Below are 16,314 nucleotides of genomic sequence, written 5' to 3'. Positions count from 1 at the left end.
TTAAGGGAAAACCATGAGCATCCCGCTCCGGTTTTCCCCCCGGATTACCAGAATACTCATCTCGCCAGGCCTCTTCGTGCGAGTAGCGCTCCACCGTAAATAGGCAATGATCCTTCATGGCACCAGCCTCTACGGTGACAGTCCGGCCCTTCTTCAGCGACCGGCCCAGGGAGATGGCCCGGGCCAGCCATCTCCCTTCGGCAGCGTACCCTTTCCTACCGGCTCACCGGTGCCCACCTCACCGGTAGTACTCTTGCCCGCTGCACCTCTACCCCACTGCACACGAGATGAGTTTATAGCTTTGTTTATCTTATGATACCATCAGGAAAAAGTCCTGTCAATCTTTCTCGCGCCGGCGGCTATAGGTGGGGTCCAGGCTGACGACTACTACTTCGGTGCCGACCTTGTGGACGGCTTCCCAGGGGATCACCAGCTCCTGGCGGCTGCCAAAGAAAGGCATCCAGCCTCCCCTGACAGGAAGGACAATGGCCGTAATTGTCCCCCCGGCCAGGTCCAGGACCAGGTCGGCATCGCCAATCTGCCCCAGGCGGGAGCCGTCGTAAAGGTTAATTATCTCTTTGCCCATGAGTTCCGACAGGCGCATAAGCCTCTACCGCCCCTTCCGCCGCGGCCAGAGCACCAACGCCAGGGGTTGGATAAGAGCTATTACCAGGGCGACGACGGCCAGGGGATCGACCATCAGCCCCCCAATGGCTATCGCTTCCGGCAGGCTGATTTTTAAGAAGCTAACCAGGAGCACCAGGGAAAGGTAAATACCCCCGGCGATAGCCACCAGTTCGGCCAGGGCCCGGGAAACGGGGCTGGCTACCGCTTCCATATTGCTGCTGCGGTAACAGCCGACCTTAGCCCGGAGGGCCAGGATAAAAAGAAGCAACAAGATGAAGAAAAAGAATACCGTCAACATGATTTCCATCTCCCTTCGCTACAACATATGAAGGGAGATAATTACTTTATGCTTCCTTGTCCTCCCCGGTGGCGGCATATTCCCGGCGGTCCGTTAGTCCCTGCTGCCGGCGAAAGTTTTCCTGGTTTTTGGCGAGATACGCCTGGTAAAATTCCTCTGCCGTAATACCGGCTTTAAGGCACATGCTGACGAGAAAGTGGAGGATGTCGACGAGTTCGCCTTTGATGGCTTCGCGGTCTAAAGGATGGGGGTTCTTCCACCACTTGAAGTTTACTTCCTCCAGGAGCTCCCCCAGCTCGGCGACCATGGCCAGGACTTCCTTCTGGATCCACTCCGCCGCGCTGTAATCCGGCAGCCTTCGCCGCCGGGCCAGGTCCTGGTCGAAGCGCTCCTGCAGCGCAAAGATATGTTCTAAACGATCCATCCGGTAATCCTCCTATATCCCGGCCTGGCGGGCGCGCTCGGCCAGGTCCAGGGGTTCGACTTCCGGCCCCAGGGTGGTCAGGGATAAATATTCCGGCTGGAAGATACGCCTGGCAATGGCCTGGACGTCATCTTCTGTTACCTCATTTAACCGCTCGATTACTTCTTCCGCGGTAATTACCCTGCCAAAGGTGAGTTCCGTCTTACCCAGCCGGCTCATGCGATGGTTGACATTCTCCTGGCCGAGGAGCAAATTGCCGCGGATCTGGTCCTTGGTTCGCTTCAATTCTTGTGCCGTTACCCCTTTGTTTTTTAAGGAAGCAATTTCCTCCAAAATCAACCCTACTACCTGGTGGTAATTGTCCGGGCTGGTACCGGCATAAACGGTAAACAGGCCGCTGTCACTAAAACCGGCATGGTAGGAGTATACGGAATAGGCCAGGGCCTGTTCTTCACGGATGAGCTGGAACAGGCGGGAACTCAGGCCCCCACCCAGGATATTATTCAGGGCCTGGAGGGCATAAATGGCCGTATCATCCTGGGGCAGCCCCGGCACCCCCAGGCAGATCTGCACTTGCTCCGTATCTTTAATGTTAATACTCACCCTGGCCTGGCTGCGGGGCGGCAAGTATTCTCCTTCCTTGCCCGGGCAGGTTTTAAGGCCGAAGGCCGCCTGCAATTTGGTAACAAGTTCAGCGGTGTTAAATTTCCCGGCTGCCGCAAGGACAATATTGGCGCTATTATACTGTTCCTGGTAGTAACGGTAAATGATATCCCGGTTCAAATTGGTTACCGATTCATAAGTACCCAGAATGGCCCGGCCCAGGGGATGCCCGGGCCAGATGGTCTGGGCGAAGAGGTCATGAACCAGTTCATCGGGGGAATCCTCATACATCTTGATTTCTTCCAGGATGACCTTTTTCTCTTTTTCGATGTCCTCGGCGGCCAGGAGGGAATTAAAAAGCATGTCACTCAAAACGTCAACGGCCAGGTCCAGGTGTTCGGCCAGCACCCGGGTGTAAAAGCAGGTATATTCCTTCGTCGTAAAGGCGTTGATTACTCCCCCGACTGCTTCCAGTTCCTCGGCTATCTGCCGGGCCGTCCGCCTGGTTGTCCCTTTAAACAACAGGTGCTCCAGAAAATGGGAAACGCCCTGGTTGGTTTCGTCTTCATTGCGGGAACCGGTACGCACCCATACCCCCAGGGCTATGGAATTGGCAAAGGGAACCTCTTCGCTTACCACCCGGATGCCGTTATCCAGGATATTTTTCTGGTACATCCCCTTCCCCCTAACTTTTTTCTTCTTTACTTCTTAAACCTGGACCACCAGGGCAGGGCGGCAACATCCCGGGTGGCCACCAGGGTAGAGCTGGCAACCTCCCGGCCCTGGTACAGGATTTTTACCTGGCCCAGTTCCTGACCTTTGCTAATGGGAGCTTTGACAACAGCCGGCAGGAGCACGCGCTTTTCCAGGAAAGCTGCCTGGTCCATGGAAACGGTAAAACCGGCCGTCACGACCGGTGCTACGGGAACGCTTATCACTTCCCCGTTTTTGACATACACCCGGCCGGCAGGTTCCCCGGCCCTGGCTGTTTCGGTATAAAAGCCATTAAAGCCATAATCCAGGAGGGCGCGGGCATCGGCGTAGCGGTCGGAACTGCCCAGGACGACGGCGATAAGCTGGCGTCCCTCCCTGGTAGCCGAGGCGACCAGGCACTGGCCGGCGGCGTTGGTCGTACCTGTCTTTACTCCATCGGCACCGGGATAGGAACCCAGCAGGCGGTTGGTATTGTAAAGATAGCGCACACCGTCCGGCGCCGGGATCTGGTCCTCCTGCGTCGCTACTAACCGGCGAAAGACGGGGTTACCCAGGGCGTAACGGGCCATGAGGGCCAGGTCGTAGGCGGTAGTATAATGGCCCGGGTCAGGCAGGCCATGGGGATTTTTAAAATGGGTATGGTTGGCCCCCAGTTGCCGGGCTTTACGGTTCATAAGCCAGGCAAATTCCTCTTCCGTACCGGCCAGGTTTTCGGCAATGGCTACGGTGGCGTCATTGCCGGAATTGAGTAGGGCGCCTTTAACCAGGTCGCCCAGTTTTACTACTTCTCCCGTGGTTAAATAGATACTGGCCCCGGGCGTGGTGGCGGCATACTTGCTTACCTTAACGGGGGTATCCAGCCGGCCCAGTTCCAGGGCCAGGATGGCGGTCATGATTTTCGTAGTACTGGCCGGTGGCCGCTCTTCCCTGGCGCCATGCTCATACAGGACCTGGCCGGTACCGGCTTCCATTAAAATAGCTGCCGGTGCCGTAAGGTAAGGTCCACCGGCAGCCTCTGCCGCCCCGGACCAGAACAAGCAAGCTATGATAAGAAGAAGTAGCCCGTAAGCAAGCCTTCGCAACAGGCCTTCACTCCCCGGAAAATTTTCATTAAACAGGGGTTATTATATCCAGGGAAGACCGGCCTTATAAAAAACGGGTACCTTCTTTAAAGGATCTCGGAAACCGTTACCAGGGCATAGCCCCGTTGTTGCAGTTGTTTCAGGAGCTCCGGCAGGGCTTTGCTGGCCGGTTCGGTTGGGTGCAGCAGGACGATGGCACCGTTCTGGCATTTGGGGATTACCGTCGCCAGGATATCATCTGGCCTGGTGTTGGGCAGGTAATCCCCCGTATTGATGGTCCACATGATAAATTTATAACCCAGGTCCCCAGCCGCTGCCACCACCTGGGGTTTGCTCTCACCATAGGGAGGAGAATAGAGGGCAGGTTTCTTGCCGGTAATGGCCATCAGGGTCGCTTCCCCTGCCTGGATGTCGCGGCGGTTCTCCTCCCGGCTTAAATTATCGGGATGGGGATGGCTCTGGCCATGGTTACCTATTTCATGGCCGCCGGCCAGCATCTGCTGCACCAGGTCCGGGTGGCGGACGGCCCACTGGCCGGTGGGAAAGAAGGTGGCCCGCGCCCCGGCCTGCTGCAGGGCCGCCAAAATGGCCGGCAGGTATTCTTCGCCCCAGTCAATGGTAAAGGTCAGGGCCACGGCCTTGCGTCCCGGGTCACCCTGGTAAATGGGCTGGGTTTTCATGGCCGGTACTGCTCCTCCCCTAAGCCAGCGCCAGGCTGTAAAACTTAAGGCAAGCAATAACCCCAGGGCCAGTAAAACCCCTAACCGCCGCAGCCACTGCCGCCGGTAGTAGAGCACATACATTGACCGCACCACCTTTATAGCGTACTGATCAATGTATATGCCCGCCCGGCCATAATCAGACTTGCCCGCTAGCGCGGCCGCCGGGTGTTAAAGCTCCGGTTACCACCTTCCCGGCCCTGCCGGCGAAAATGGCGCCCGCCCCCTTCAGCAACCGCCTGCTGCAGGGCTTCTTTACGGGAAAGTTTAAGCCGGCCCTGGGGATCAAAGCCAATGGCCTTGACCAGGATATAGTCGCCCTCCTGGACCACGTCTTCCACCTTTTCCACCCGTTCATTGGCCAGCTGGGAGATGTGCACCAGGCCCTCTTTGCCGGGCATGCCCAGGACTCCAGGGATGACTTCTACAAAGGCACCAAAATCAGTTATCCTGGTTACCTTACCGTTATATACTTTACCCGTTTCCACTTCCTGGGTCAGGGCTTCGATAATCTCTACCGCCCGTCTCCCATTGGCGGCATCGGTAGAAGCGATAAAGATGCGGCCGTCGTCTTCGACATCAATCTCCACGCCGGTTTCTTCAATAATCTTTTTGATAATCTTGCCACCCGGGCCGATGATATCCCGGATTTTATCGGGATCAATGGTCATGGTCAGCATCCTGGGGGCATAGGGGGAAAGCTCCGGCCGCGGTTCCGGGATGGTGGCCAGGATCTTCTCCAGGATGAACAGGCGTCCCCGCCGGGCCTGTTCCAGGGCCCGTTCTAAAATGGCCCGGTCTATGCCGGGAATTTTAATATCCATCTGCAGGGCCGTAATCCCGTTTTTGGTGCCCGCAACTTTAAAATCCATATCTCCCAGGGCATCCTCAATCCCCTGGATGTCCGTAAGTATAGCCACCTGGTCCCCCTCCTTGACCAGGCCCATGGCCACCCCGGCCACCGGCGCCTTAATGGGCACACCGGCATCCATGAGGGCCAGGGTGCTGCCGCAGACGCTGCCCATGGAAGTGGATCCATTGGAACCCAGGACCTCGGAAACCAGGCGAATGGCATAGGGAAATTCTTCTTCCAGGGGGATCATGGGTTCTAGGGCCCGTTCCGCCAGGGCACCGTGGCCGATTTCCCGGCGCCCGGGGGCACGGATGGGCCGCGCTTCCCCGACACTGTAGGGCGGGAAGTTATAATGGTGCATATAGCGCTTGGACTCGTCGACCCCCAGGTCGTCCAGGATCTGCTCATCACTGATGGGGCCCAGGGTAGTTACCGTTAATACCTGGGTTTCGCCCCGGGTAAACAGCCCCGAACCATGGGTGCGGCTCAATACCCCTACTTCACAGGTAATGGGCCGGATCTCATCCAGGGCGCGGCCGTCGATCCTGACGCCTTCGGTAAGGATCATTCTCCGGACAATTTCCTTCTCTATTTTGGTAATTAAATCATTGACCAGGCGGGGTACCTCCGGGTGCTCCGCCAGCATCTCTTCTTTGCCGGCCAGCACCAGGTTCTTGATTTCTTCCCGGCAGGCTTCCAGCCGCCTTTCCCTTTCCTGCTTGACGAGCTTCTCATCGCGGCTGGTGTAAATGGCTTCCCGCAGGCGCGGGGTGGCAATCTCCCGGACCTGGCTTTCCAGTTCAGGATCCAGGCGGGGTTCAACCACTTCCTGCTTTTCTTTGGCCAGGCCCAGCTCTAAGGCCTCAGCGCGGAAATCATTGATAAAAGCAACAATACGTTTAATCTCTTCATGGGCCTGCATGATACATTCCAGCAGCAGGTCCTCGGGAACCTCTTTAGCCCCTGCTTCAACCATCATAATAGCCGTATCCGTACCGGCTACTACCAGGTTTAAAGAACTTTTTTCGTCTTCAGCCAGGGTCGGGTTGATAACCGGCTTGTTGTCGATTAAACCCACACTTACTGCGCCTATGGGGCCGGCAAAGGGAATGGACGAAATAGTCAGGGCGGCCGAAGCGCCGATGATACCGGCCACATTGGGCGGGCAATCTTGATCTACCGATAAGACCGTAGCTACGATATGGACGTCGTTACGATAATACTTGGGAAATAAGGGCCGGATGGGCCGGTCAATCAACCGGGCCGAGAGGATGGCCTTTTCGCTGGGACGGCCTTCCCGTTTAATAAAACCGCCCGGGATTTTGCCGGCAGCATAAAGCCTTTCTTCGTAATCAACCGTCAGGGGGAAAAAATCGATTCCTTCCCGCGGTTCAGCTGAAGCCGTGGCCGTGACCAGCACCATGGTACCGCCGTAAGTTACCAGGACGGCACCACCGGCCTGGCGGGCCAGCCGGCCGGTTTCCAGGATTAAATCCCGGCCGGCAATGGTGAGGGTCTTCCGTAATACCCCTTGCATTAGTTTTAAGTAGCCTCCTTAAAATATGCCATTAATAAACTTTAATCTATTCGACATTTGTTATAGTATTTCCTTCCAATGTCGCCTTAAATACTGTTAAGAACTCATTAAAAAAGGGAGCGGCCTGACCGCTCCCCTTAAAATTACCGCCTTAAACCCAGGGCATCAACAATTTGCCGGTAACGCTCAATATCGTTGTCCCGCAGGTAGTTAAGTAAACCACGGCGTTGACCAACCATTTTCAGCAAACCCCGGCGTGAGTGATGGTCCTTGTGGTGCACCTTCAGGTGTTCCGTCAGGTGGTTGATGCGTTCCGTCAGGATGGCAATCTGGACTTCCGGTGAGCCGGTATCATTTTCATGCTGCTGGTAGCGGGCGATGATTTCCCTTTTTTTAGCTGGATCCAGGGCCATCGGCGTCACCTCCTTCTCCTTAAAATCCCCAACCGGCCAAGAAAAGCGTCGGAGCTTCGCTAATCCTCGCCTCGGGTTCATTAACTATATTATAGGCCTACCGGGCACTAAACGCAACTATTCCTTTTGCCTGCCTGTTACTTACCAATAATGGTAATCACCAGACGCCCGGCCAGCACATCTTTCACCACCAGGTCAAAGGGGCGCCCGGAAGCTGCCATAAAACCCCGGAAACGGGTGGCCGTGGGTATATGGCCGGGGATGCTTCTAGCTGCTACCCGGATATCATGCTCATTAATCTGTTCCTGGCGTAAGTCCTGCAGGCGTTTCCTGGCGTGGGCAGTAATCACTACCTTCATCATTCCCAGCCCCAATCTAGCCACGGTAAATTTTTGGATTCGCCGCAGTATATTTTACGCCATGGCCCTGCGGGTGGTTACGCCTGCCTGTCGCAGGGCTGGGAGGTAAACAAACTATCGCCGCTCAAAAACTCTCGCGCCCTGGCGCTATCTTCCTGTAACTGGGCTACTAATTCCTGGGGAGAGGCAAATTTGCGCTCCGGGCGTAAGAAAGCGCGCAACTCAAGTTCTACTTCCTGGCCATAGAGGTTACCCTCAAAGTCCAGCAAATGGGCTTCAATGGTTGCCGGCAGGGCGGGTCCGAAAGTGGGGCGGCGGCCGATATTGACTACAGCCTGGCGCACCTGGTCCTGGAAGCGGGCCAGGCAGGCGTAAACTCCCCATGCCGGCAGCTTGACTTCCGGCGGTACGGCCAGGTTGGCAGTTGGAAAACCGAGTTCACGACCGCGCCGGTCGCCACCAACGACGGTACCGGCCAGGACCGGCCAGTAACCCAGGAGATTCCTGGCGAGGGGAATGTCCCCCCGGTCGAGGGCGTTACGGATGGCGGTACTGCTGACGGTTAACCCTTCGTAGGTTACCGGGGCCATTACTTCTACCTTAAAACCAAGTTCCTCTCCCAGCCGGCGCAATAAAGCCGGTGTACCGGCGCCCCGGTGACCAAAGGTAAAATTAAAGCCCACGGCCACCAGCCGCGGTTGAAAATGGGGCCAGAGAATATCCCGCACAAAGGTTTCAGGCGGTAGCTGGGCCAGTTCCCTGGTAAAGGGCAGGAAGAACAAAAAGTCGACTCCCAGGGCAGCTATTAACTTTTCCTTCCTGGCCCTGGTCGTTAAAAGGCCCGGCGGATTATCACAGAGTACCTGGGCGGGATGGGGTGAAAAGGTAATAACTACTGCCGGCTTCCCCCTCGTCCTGGCTTTCTGGATAATACTGCCAATTAAATGCTGGTGACCCCGGTGGACGCCATCGAAATTTCCAAGGGCCAGGTAACAGTCTCTAGCTATTTCCCCTTCAGGCATTCCCTGCCATACCTGCATCGCTTTACCCCTTTACTTCAGAACCTTGTCGGGTTTAAAGCAATATACTTCACCTTTTGGCACCACCCTGGCTACGGCCAGGAGAACTCCAGCGGGAGTTTCCAGGCGGGCCAGGCTACCCGGCCGGAGTGCCGGTACCTGAATGCAGTCAGCCGGGTCGATGGCAGCGCCATTGGCCACTGCTTTGATGGCCTTTTCCCTGACGGTAATTACCGGCAGGTGGGTAAGACCCGCTGCCGGCGGCAGGAGAAAATCCCCGTTGCCCCCGGCCACCTGAGCCGCTATTTCTTCCAGGGTCCAGGCCTCTTCTAGTTTAAAACCGCCGGCGCGGGTGCGGAGCAAGAAGGCCAGGGTAGCCCCGTAACCCAGGTAATCACCCCAGTCGGCTCCCAGGGTACGGATATAGGTGCCTTTGGAACAGGTAATATCTGCCATCACCCGGAAGAACGGCCCGTCCGGCCACGCTTTAAGCACCTGGAAATTCTCGATGGTCACCCGGCGGGCCGGCCGTTCTACCTCCTGTCCCTCCCGGGCCAGTTCATAGAGGCGGCGGCCCTGGTAATGAACCGCCGCAACCATGGGAGGTATCTGGCTGATGGTACCGGTAAAACGCCGGGCCGCCGCCTGGAGTTCCTCGAGCTTTAAGCCCGGGCAACCCGGCCTGGCCAGGACCCGGCCGCCGAGATCCTGGGTATCAGTTTTGAGCCCCAGGATAAACTCCGCCCGGTAGGCTTTGCCCCCCGCCTGGATATATTCCAGTAAACGGGTGGCTTTCCCCACAGCTACCGGCAGCACCCCGGCGGCCATGGGGTCCAGGGTGCCGCCATGGCCAATCCTCCGTTCCTTTAAAAGGCGGCGCAGGTTCTGGACGACATCGTGGGAAGTAAGGCCGGGAGGCTTTAAAACGTTAATAAAACCCGTTACCATTAAAGTGCCTCACCTGCTGCTGCTACAACCATGGTTACAACTGTATCAAGATCACCTCTAATCGTACAGCCGGCAGCGCGGCGGTGGCCGCCGCCGCCAAAGCGGGCGGCTACTGCGTTAACGTCAACAATTTTTTTAGAGCGTAAACTGACCTTCACGAGGCCGTCAGGCAATTCCCGGAAGAGCAGGCCTACCTCAACGCCGGCAATGCTGCGCGGGTAATTTACCAGTCCCTCGGCGTGTTCCGGCCGGGCACCGGCGGCCTCTAACGCGGCCCTGGATACCGTCAGCCACGCTACCCTGCCGTCATAGGCCAGGGTCAGGGTGGGTAAAACTGCCGCCAGCAACCGGATACTGGCCAGGGGCTTCCTTTCCCAGAGATATTCCCTGATCAGGGACAAATCCGCCCCCTGCTCCATCAGTCTCGCTGCTAGGCGCATGGTCGTAGCCGTACAATTCTCGTACTGGAAAGAGCCGGTGTCGGTAGCCAGGGCTGTATAAAGACAGGTAGCTATTGCCGGCGTAATGGTTACCGGGATTTTTTCCAGGACGGCATAGATTAACTCGGCCGTTGCTGCCGCCCGGCTATCCACCAGGTTCAGGTCCCCGAAACGGGTATTGCTGACATGGTGATCGATGTTAATTACCATTTTGGTTTTTTGCCGCCACTGGCTGAAGCCTTCCCCGGCCCGCTCCATGTCGGTACTGTCAACCATTACCAGCAGCGGCGGTACCTCAGTTACCTTCTCTGGTGGGATGATGGTTTCCTGGCCGGGCAAAAACTGAAACATATCCGGTACCGGGTCGGCGTTAACGGCCACTGCCCTTGTACCCCGCTGCCGCAGGGCCAGGGCCAGGGCCAGGGTGGAACCCAGGCAATCCCCATCGGGGATAATATGGGAGACAACGGCTACATCCCGGGACGCGGCCAGGGCGGCAGCTATACTTTCAATGGCCGTCATGCCCCTGCTCCTCTGCCTTGACGCGCGCCAGCAACCTGTTGATATGATCGCCGTGCTCAATGGAAGCATCAAATTTAAAGGTAATTTCCGGAGTATAACGCAGGCTCAGGCGCTGGCCGATTTCCCGCCGTACAAAGCTCGTTGCCCGAGCCAGGCCTTCCATGACCTCACTCTTTTGGGCTTCATCCCCGTAGATGCTGACGTATACTTTAGCATAGTGGAGATCGTTGGAAAGCTCTACCCCCGTAACCGTAACCAGCCCGCTTTCCAGGCGGGGATCCTTTAATTCATCCCGCAAAATCTGGGCAATTTCCTTTTTCATCTGTTCGGCAACCCGCTCAACCCGCAGCGCCACGGCCATCGCCTCCCTACAGTTCCCGTTTAACCTCTTCTATCATATAGGCTTCGATAACGTCGCCTTCCTTAATGTCGTTAAATTTTTCCAGGCCGATACCGCACTCATAACCCTGGGCCACTTCCCGGACGTCATCCTTAAAGCGCTTCAGCGAGTCAATGCGGCCTTCAAAGACCACCACCCCGTCCCGGATTACCCGGGCCAGGGCCCGGTTCTGGATCTTGCCTTCGGTCACAAAGCAACCGGCCACCGTACCTACCTTAGGCACTTTAAAGGTAGCCCGTACTTCGGCCCGGCCCAGGACCACTTCCCGTTTCACCGGTTCCAGGAGACCGGTCATGGCAGCTTTAACCTCGTCGATAATCTCGTAGATCACCCGGTAGAGACGGATTTCTACCCCTGCCTCTTCCGCCGCCCTCCGGGCGTTGGCATCCGGGCGGACGTTAAAGCCGATGATAATGGCTTTAGAAGCTGCGGCCAGCATGACATCGGTTTCGGTAATGGCACCGACGCCGCCATGAATGATACTAACTTTAACTTCGCTGGTAGACAATTGCTCCAGGGCCGCCCTCAGGGCCTCCACCGAACCCTGGACGTCTCCTTTGACCACCAGATTAAGTTCTTTAACTTCGCCGGCTTCCATCTGCTTGAACAGGTCATCCAGGGAGGTCTTACCGGCTGCCTTTAATTCTTCCTGGCGCCGTTCTTCCTGGCGCAAGGTAGCAATCTGGCGGGCCAGCTTTTCATCCTCTACCACCTGGAAAATGTCACCGGCCTGGGGTAACTCGGAAAGACCCAGGACTTCCACCGGCATGGAGGGCTCGGCGCTCTTTACCCGCTCGCCCTTATCGTCAAACATGGCCCTGACCCGGCCGTAAACCGCACCGGCTACCAGGTTGTCGCCAACCTTCAGGGTACCCTTCTGGACCAGCATGGTAGCCACCGGGCCGCGACCTTTATCCAACTGGGCTTCAATGACAATCCCCCGGGCCGGACGATTGGGATTGGCCTTGAGTTCCATCATATCGGCCGTGAGTAAGGTCATTTCCAGCAATTCATTCAGGCCCTCCTTTTTGAGGGCTGAGACGGGTACCATGATGGTATCGCCGCCCCACTCTTCCGGCACCAGGCCGTACTCCGTCAACTGCTGTTTGACCCGGTCCGGGTTGGCGTCGGGGCGATCTATTTTATTAATGGCCACGACAATGGGTACCCCGGCAGCTTTGGCATGGTTAATGGCCTCTACCGTCTGGGGCATGACACCATCGTCGGCAGCCACCACCAGGATGGCAATATCCGTCGCCTGGGCGCCCCTGGCCCGCATAGCCGTAAAGGCCTCATGGCCGGGAGTATCCAGGAAAGTGATTTTCCGGTTTTTAACCTTTACCTGGTAGGCCCCGATATGCTGGGTGATACCGCCGGCCTCGGTGGCCGTAACATTGGTGCGCCGGATGGCATCCAGCAAAGAGGTCTTGCCGTGATCGACATGGCCCATAACGGTTACTACCGGCGGCCGTTCTTTTAGGGTTTCGGGATCGTCTGGCAAGTCTTCCAGGACAGTGAGGGGTTTTTCCTCTTTAACCTCAACAATGGCACCCATTTCCTGGGCGACAATGGCGGCCGTATCTATATCCAGCTCCTGGTTAATGGTAGCCATTACGCCCTGGCCCATTAAAAACTTGATAACTTCAGCCGCTGTTTTGCCGATCCTTTTTGCCAGTTCCTGGACGGTAATACTACCCGTCAGGGTTATCCGGCGGACGACTTTGGGCGCTTCCTGCTGGGCGGCCTTAGCCTTATTTTTATCTTTATCCCGCCGCAGCAAACGCTCTTCCCGCTGCTGTTCAAGCTCAACCAGCTTGCGGTTGCGACCGGTTTCGGCCTGTTTGGCAGCCGGCTTACCCGCAGGACGTTCCCGCCGCTTTTCCGGCGCCTCCTTGGTAACTGCCTCCGGCGGCTTCGGTATACGTAACTGTTTATTTCTAGCCGGCCTGCCGGCTCCTTTACCTGCCGGGCGCGGGGCAGCAACCGTGGCTGGTACCTGTACCTGCTGGTCAACCCTGGCCGGCCGCTCCTCCCGCTCCGGGCCCCGGCGTCCTTCCTGCTCCTGGCCTTTATTATCTCGCCGGCGCGCCTGCCCTTCTTCCTGCCGTTTCTTAGCCCGTCCTGGTTGTTGGCCAGCTTGCTGCCCGCCAGCCCGGGATTGCTGGTTCCCGGCCGCCTGCTTGCCGGATCGTTCTTTACCTTCCTGTTCCCGGGTCCGTTCGGGTTGGGCTGCAGCAGGGGCAGGTTCCCCTCCCGCCAGCTTCCGCTCTTTTTCCGGCCGGGCCTTAGCCCCTGCCTCTGCCGGCGGCATGGCAGGTGCCTTCCCGGTAACCTGTTGGGGCTGGCCGGCACCTGCCTTCTCTGCACCCTGCTGTAGCGGGGTAATTGCTGCCGCCTTCCCAGCACCCTCTTCGGGCCTGGTAACTGCGGCTTTCTCAGCACCCTGCTGGGGCTGCCTGGTCGCTGCTTTCTCAGTAATATGCTGGGCCTTCCCGGTCGCTGCCACCTTCTCAACATCCGGCTGGGGCGGTGCAACAGCTTCTGCCACCGGCGTCGCCGGTGATGCCTGTTGTTGTTTTAGCTTGGCTGCCCTGGCTGCCCGCCACATTTGCCGGTAATGGTTGCGTATTTTTATTACTTCCCCGTTTTCCAGGACACTCATGTGGGAACGGGTATATATACCCAGCTGAGCCATGGTATCCATTAAATCCTTATTAGAAACCCGTAATTCCTTGGCTAATTCGTAGACGCGTGTTTTGGCCATTAAACCACCCCCATATTCTCATGCACCAACCTCCCGTACATGTTGCCGGATTAACCTGGCCAGATTTGCATCAGTAACGCCGACGACGGCACATGGAGGTTTACCTAGCGCTGCTCCCATAGTAACTTTATCACCATAAACGATTCCTTCAATTGCGTACTCCCGGCAGGTTGTTAACAACTTTCTCTTTAGCCGGGGGCTGCTGTCACCCGCCATTAGCAGGAGAAAAACTTTCCTCCTCTTTAAAGCCGCCATAACTGCCTGGTATCCCCAGGCTACTTTGCCCGCCCGGTAAGCCAGACCAAGGAGGTTATAAACATCATTCATTGCCATTGCCCTGGCTGAGACTGGCCTCGAGATCTGCCAGGACCTCCGGGGTTAAACTTACGCCTAGAGCCCGCTCCAGGGCCCGGCTTTTAACGGCTTTGCGCAGGCATTCCACCCTGGGGCAGATATAGGCCCCTCTCCCGGCACGTTTCCCGGTAGGGTCAAGAACCACCTCTTGCGCCGGTGTACGGACAACGCGCAATAAATTACGCTTATCATTGCGCGCCCGGCAACCGACACACATCCGTACGGGTATTTTCCTGGGCTTGGGCAAGCTTACTCCTCCTCTATCCCGCCTTCAAGTTCCAGGTCATTATCCCAGGTATCCCAGTCACCAGCTTCCGACTCACTTTTAATATCGATTTTCCACCCTGTTATCCTTGCCGCCAGGCGGGCATTCTGGCCTTCCTTGCCAATGGCCAGGGATAACTGGTTATCAGGGACAATTACCTGGCTAACCTTATTTTCTTCATCCACGGTAACGTCCAGGACCCTGGCCGGGCTCAAGGAGTTGGCCACAAAAACAGCCGGGTCATCACTCCATTTAATAATATCGACCTTTTCGCCCCGGAGTTCCTGGACCACTGCCTGCACCCGGGAGCCTTTAGGCCCCACACAGGCGCCGACGGGGTCAACCTTTTCATCCCGGGAATGGACGGCAATTTTGGAGCGAGCACCGGCTTCCCGGGCCACTCCCTTAATTTCCACAATCCCATCATGAATTTCCGGTACTTCCAATTCAAAAAGCCTTTTAATCAGGCCGGTATGGGTGCGGGACACCAGGATTTGCGGTCCTTTGTTGGTCTTGCGTACTTCCAGGATATAAGCTTTTAAACGTTCTCCCTGGCGGTAAACCTCACCGGGACTTTGCTCGCTGGGCAGGAGGATGGCCTCGGCCCGGCCCAGGTCAAGGATAATATTTTTACCCTCCTGGCGCTGGACAACCCCGGTAACAATATCGTTCTCGCGGCCAATAAACTCATCGTAAATTAAACTCCGCTCGGCTTCACGAATACGCTGGACGACTACCTGTTTGGCCGTCTGGGCAGCAATACGCCCAAAATCCCGCGGCGTTACCTCCTTTTCCACCACATCGCCAATCTCATAATTGCTATTTATGGCCCGGGCTTCAGCCAGGGAAATCTCCGTCCGGGGATCGCCTACCTCTTCTACCACCTGGCGCTGGGCCAGGACTTTAATCTCCCCTGTATCGCGCTGGATTTCCACCCGGACATTCTGGGCCGACCCAAAATTTTTCTTATAAGCCGATATCAAGGCTGCTTCGATGGCTTCCAGCAGGATGTCGACCTTAATACCCTTTTCCTTTTCCAGGTCCCGTAATGCTTGGATAAATTCGATATTCATCCTTAGGCCTCCTCATCCTCCGCCAGGTCAAACACCAGCCTGGCAGTCGCTACCTGGTCCAGGGGGATGGCCAGCCGGCGCCCATCATCGAGCTGCACCTGCACCCGCCCCTCCTGGTAACCAAGGAGCCGCCCCTGAAAATGACGTTGACCGTCAATAGGGGCAAACATACGCAATCTAACTTTACGCCCGGCAAAACGCTGAAAATCGGCTTCTTTTTTTAAGGGGCGCTCCAGGCCCGGCGATGATACTTCCAGGTAATAGCTGTTGGGAATGGGGTCCTCCTGGTCCAGGATGTCACCGACGATCCGGCTGACCTTCTCACAGTCATCCAGGCCAATACCTTCCGGCCGGTCGATAAACAGCCGCAGGATATAGCGCCCTCCTTCCCGGCCGTATTGCAGGTCGACCAGTTCGTAGCCCATCCCGGTCAGGACTGGTTCTACCAGGCCCTGGATTAACTCTGTCAGCTTGCTCAAAAAAGTGGCCTCCCTAAATTTTCAACATAAAAGAGTGGGCAGGAACCCACTCTTTTCCAGCTAAACAGCAAGTAATGTCGGCCTGAAAAAACAACCTGGAAATAGTATAGCACAGGTTGTTCCGGGCTGCAAGGGAAAAAATAAATTTGCCTGTCTTCCTATGCCCCCCGGTTCAGATCGCTTAATGCGAAGTTGCATTTCTCCAACCGGAACCGTTTTATCGTCGAGGCAGTTGTTGAGAAAATGCGGCGCGAAATGCAAGTTCAAGCATTTAAAAATACGCGCGGTATTCTGGCGGCCGAGGATGTCCCGGAATGGGTTAACAACTCCGGCGCTGATTGGGTGAAAAAATTGCGGCAGCCCATGGCTTCCCCCTCAGGGTGTTAAGTTACACTTAACCCGGATACCCCCACACCCTCTC

At 56.6% G+C, this 16,314-nt stretch carries 19 protein-coding genes and 1 riboswitch; of the genes, 1 reads left to right on the top strand and 18 read right to left on the bottom strand.

Annotated elements, in window-relative coordinates:
• Positions 1 to 75 precede the first annotated feature (75 nt).
• Positions 76 to 279: riboswitch (Lysine riboswitch) on the bottom strand.
• Between the two features lie 58 nt (positions 280 to 337).
• From MOMUL_RS08645 to rimP, 18 genes are all read right to left on the bottom strand, one after another.
• Entirely contained in the window at positions 338 to 604 is a 267-nt protein-coding gene (locus tag MOMUL_RS08645; protein WP_062284102.1) for a YlmC/YmxH family sporulation protein, read from the bottom strand.
• Positions 605 to 610: 6 nt separating this feature from the next.
• Positions 611 to 925 carry a hypothetical protein gene (locus MOMUL_RS08640; RefSeq protein ID WP_062284100.1) on the bottom strand — a complete coding sequence of 105 codons (315 nt, stop codon included), beginning with the start codon at positions 923 to 925 and terminating at the stop codon, positions 611 to 613.
• Positions 926 to 971: 46 nt separating this feature from the next.
• Positions 972 to 1,349: a dUTPase gene (locus MOMUL_RS08635; RefSeq protein WP_062284098.1), complete on the bottom strand. Its 378-nt coding sequence runs from the start codon at positions 1,347 to 1,349 to the stop codon at positions 972 to 974.
• A 12-nt stretch (positions 1,350 to 1,361) separates the two neighbouring features.
• Positions 1,362 to 2,627, bottom strand: coding sequence for a M16 family metallopeptidase (locus MOMUL_RS08630; RefSeq protein ID WP_062284095.1), 1,266 nt, complete (start codon positions 2,625 to 2,627; stop codon positions 1,362 to 1,364).
• A 26-nt stretch (positions 2,628 to 2,653) separates the two neighbouring features.
• Positions 2,654 to 3,748, bottom strand: a complete 1,095-nt coding sequence (locus tag MOMUL_RS08625; protein WP_169802187.1) for a D-alanyl-D-alanine carboxypeptidase family protein — start codon at positions 3,746 to 3,748, stop codon at positions 2,654 to 2,656.
• A gap of 86 nt (positions 3,749 to 3,834) precedes the next feature.
• Positions 3,835 to 4,551, bottom strand: a complete 717-nt coding sequence (locus MOMUL_RS08620) for a polysaccharide deacetylase family protein (RefSeq protein WP_062284090.1) — start codon at positions 4,549 to 4,551, stop codon at positions 3,835 to 3,837.
• Between the two features lie 68 nt (positions 4,552 to 4,619).
• Positions 4,620 to 6,857, bottom strand: coding sequence for a polyribonucleotide nucleotidyltransferase (locus MOMUL_RS08615; RefSeq protein ID WP_062284087.1), 2,238 nt, complete (start codon positions 6,855 to 6,857; stop codon positions 4,620 to 4,622).
• A 143-nt stretch (positions 6,858 to 7,000) separates the two neighbouring features.
• The gene (rpsO, locus tag MOMUL_RS08610; RefSeq protein WP_062284085.1) at positions 7,001 to 7,270 is read right to left on the bottom strand and encodes a 30S ribosomal protein S15; all 270 of its coding nucleotides are present in this window, start codon (positions 7,268 to 7,270) and stop codon (positions 7,001 to 7,003) included.
• 137 nt (positions 7,271 to 7,407) lie between these two features.
• A complete protein-coding gene (locus tag MOMUL_RS08605) occupies positions 7,408 to 7,629 on the bottom strand; it encodes a hypothetical protein (protein ID WP_062284082.1) in 222 nt (73 codons plus the stop codon).
• Positions 7,630 to 7,706: 77 nt separating this feature from the next.
• Positions 7,707 to 8,669, bottom strand: coding sequence for a bifunctional riboflavin kinase/FAD synthetase (locus MOMUL_RS08600; RefSeq protein ID WP_062284079.1), 963 nt, complete (start codon positions 8,667 to 8,669; stop codon positions 7,707 to 7,709).
• Positions 8,670 to 8,681: 12 nt separating this feature from the next.
• The gene (gene truB, locus MOMUL_RS08595; protein WP_062284076.1) at positions 8,682 to 9,596 is read right to left on the bottom strand and encodes a tRNA pseudouridine(55) synthase TruB; all 915 of its coding nucleotides are present in this window, start codon (positions 9,594 to 9,596) and stop codon (positions 8,682 to 8,684) included.
• Complete coding sequence (locus tag MOMUL_RS08590) at positions 9,596 to 10,558, bottom strand: DHH family phosphoesterase (protein ID WP_062284072.1); 963 nt, start codon at positions 10,556 to 10,558, stop codon at positions 9,596 to 9,598. The genes truB and MOMUL_RS08590 overlap by 1 nt, the downstream gene beginning before the upstream one ends.
• On the bottom strand, positions 10,545 to 10,919 hold the full coding sequence (gene rbfA / locus MOMUL_RS08585; protein ID WP_062284069.1) for a 30S ribosome-binding factor RbfA: 375 nt from the start codon (positions 10,917 to 10,919) through the stop codon (positions 10,545 to 10,547). The genes MOMUL_RS08590 and rbfA overlap by 14 nt, the downstream gene beginning before the upstream one ends.
• Positions 10,920 to 10,926: 7 nt before the next feature.
• The gene (gene infB, locus MOMUL_RS08580) at positions 10,927 to 13,722 is read right to left on the bottom strand and encodes a translation initiation factor IF-2 (RefSeq protein ID WP_062284066.1); all 2,796 of its coding nucleotides are present in this window, start codon (positions 13,720 to 13,722) and stop codon (positions 10,927 to 10,929) included.
• A gap of 18 nt (positions 13,723 to 13,740) precedes the next feature.
• Positions 13,741 to 14,049: a L7Ae/L30e/S12e/Gadd45 family ribosomal protein gene (locus MOMUL_RS08575; protein WP_062284063.1), complete on the bottom strand. Its 309-nt coding sequence runs from the start codon at positions 14,047 to 14,049 to the stop codon at positions 13,741 to 13,743.
• The gene (gene rnpM, locus MOMUL_RS08570) at positions 14,042 to 14,323 is read right to left on the bottom strand and encodes an RNase P modulator RnpM (protein ID WP_054936077.1); all 282 of its coding nucleotides are present in this window, start codon (positions 14,321 to 14,323) and stop codon (positions 14,042 to 14,044) included. Before rnpM ends, MOMUL_RS08575 begins: the two co-directional genes overlap by 8 nt.
• A 2-nt stretch (positions 14,324 to 14,325) precedes the next feature.
• A complete protein-coding gene (gene nusA / locus MOMUL_RS08565; RefSeq protein WP_062284060.1) occupies positions 14,326 to 15,414 on the bottom strand; it encodes a transcription termination factor NusA in 1,089 nt (362 codons plus the stop codon).
• Positions 15,415 to 15,416: 2 nt separating this feature from the next.
• Positions 15,417 to 15,893, bottom strand: a complete 477-nt coding sequence (gene rimP, locus MOMUL_RS08560; protein WP_062284057.1) for a ribosome maturation factor RimP — start codon at positions 15,891 to 15,893, stop codon at positions 15,417 to 15,419.
• A gap of 192 nt (positions 15,894 to 16,085) precedes the next feature.
• Between rimP and MOMUL_RS16600 the strand changes: the two genes are divergently transcribed.
• On the top strand, positions 16,086 to 16,280 hold the full coding sequence (locus MOMUL_RS16600; RefSeq protein ID WP_161484986.1) for a hypothetical protein: 195 nt from the start codon (positions 16,086 to 16,088) through the stop codon (positions 16,278 to 16,280).
• Positions 16,281 to 16,314: the final 34 nt, after the last annotated feature.

It is taken from the genome of Moorella mulderi DSM 14980 (assembly GCF_001594015.1).
GTDB classification, from domain to species: Bacteria; Bacillota; DSM-521; order Neomoorellales; family Neomoorellaceae; genus Neomoorella; species Neomoorella mulderi.
The sequence above is the reverse complement of the archived record's forward strand: the minus strand, read 5'-3'. Positions and strand labels throughout refer to the sequence as shown.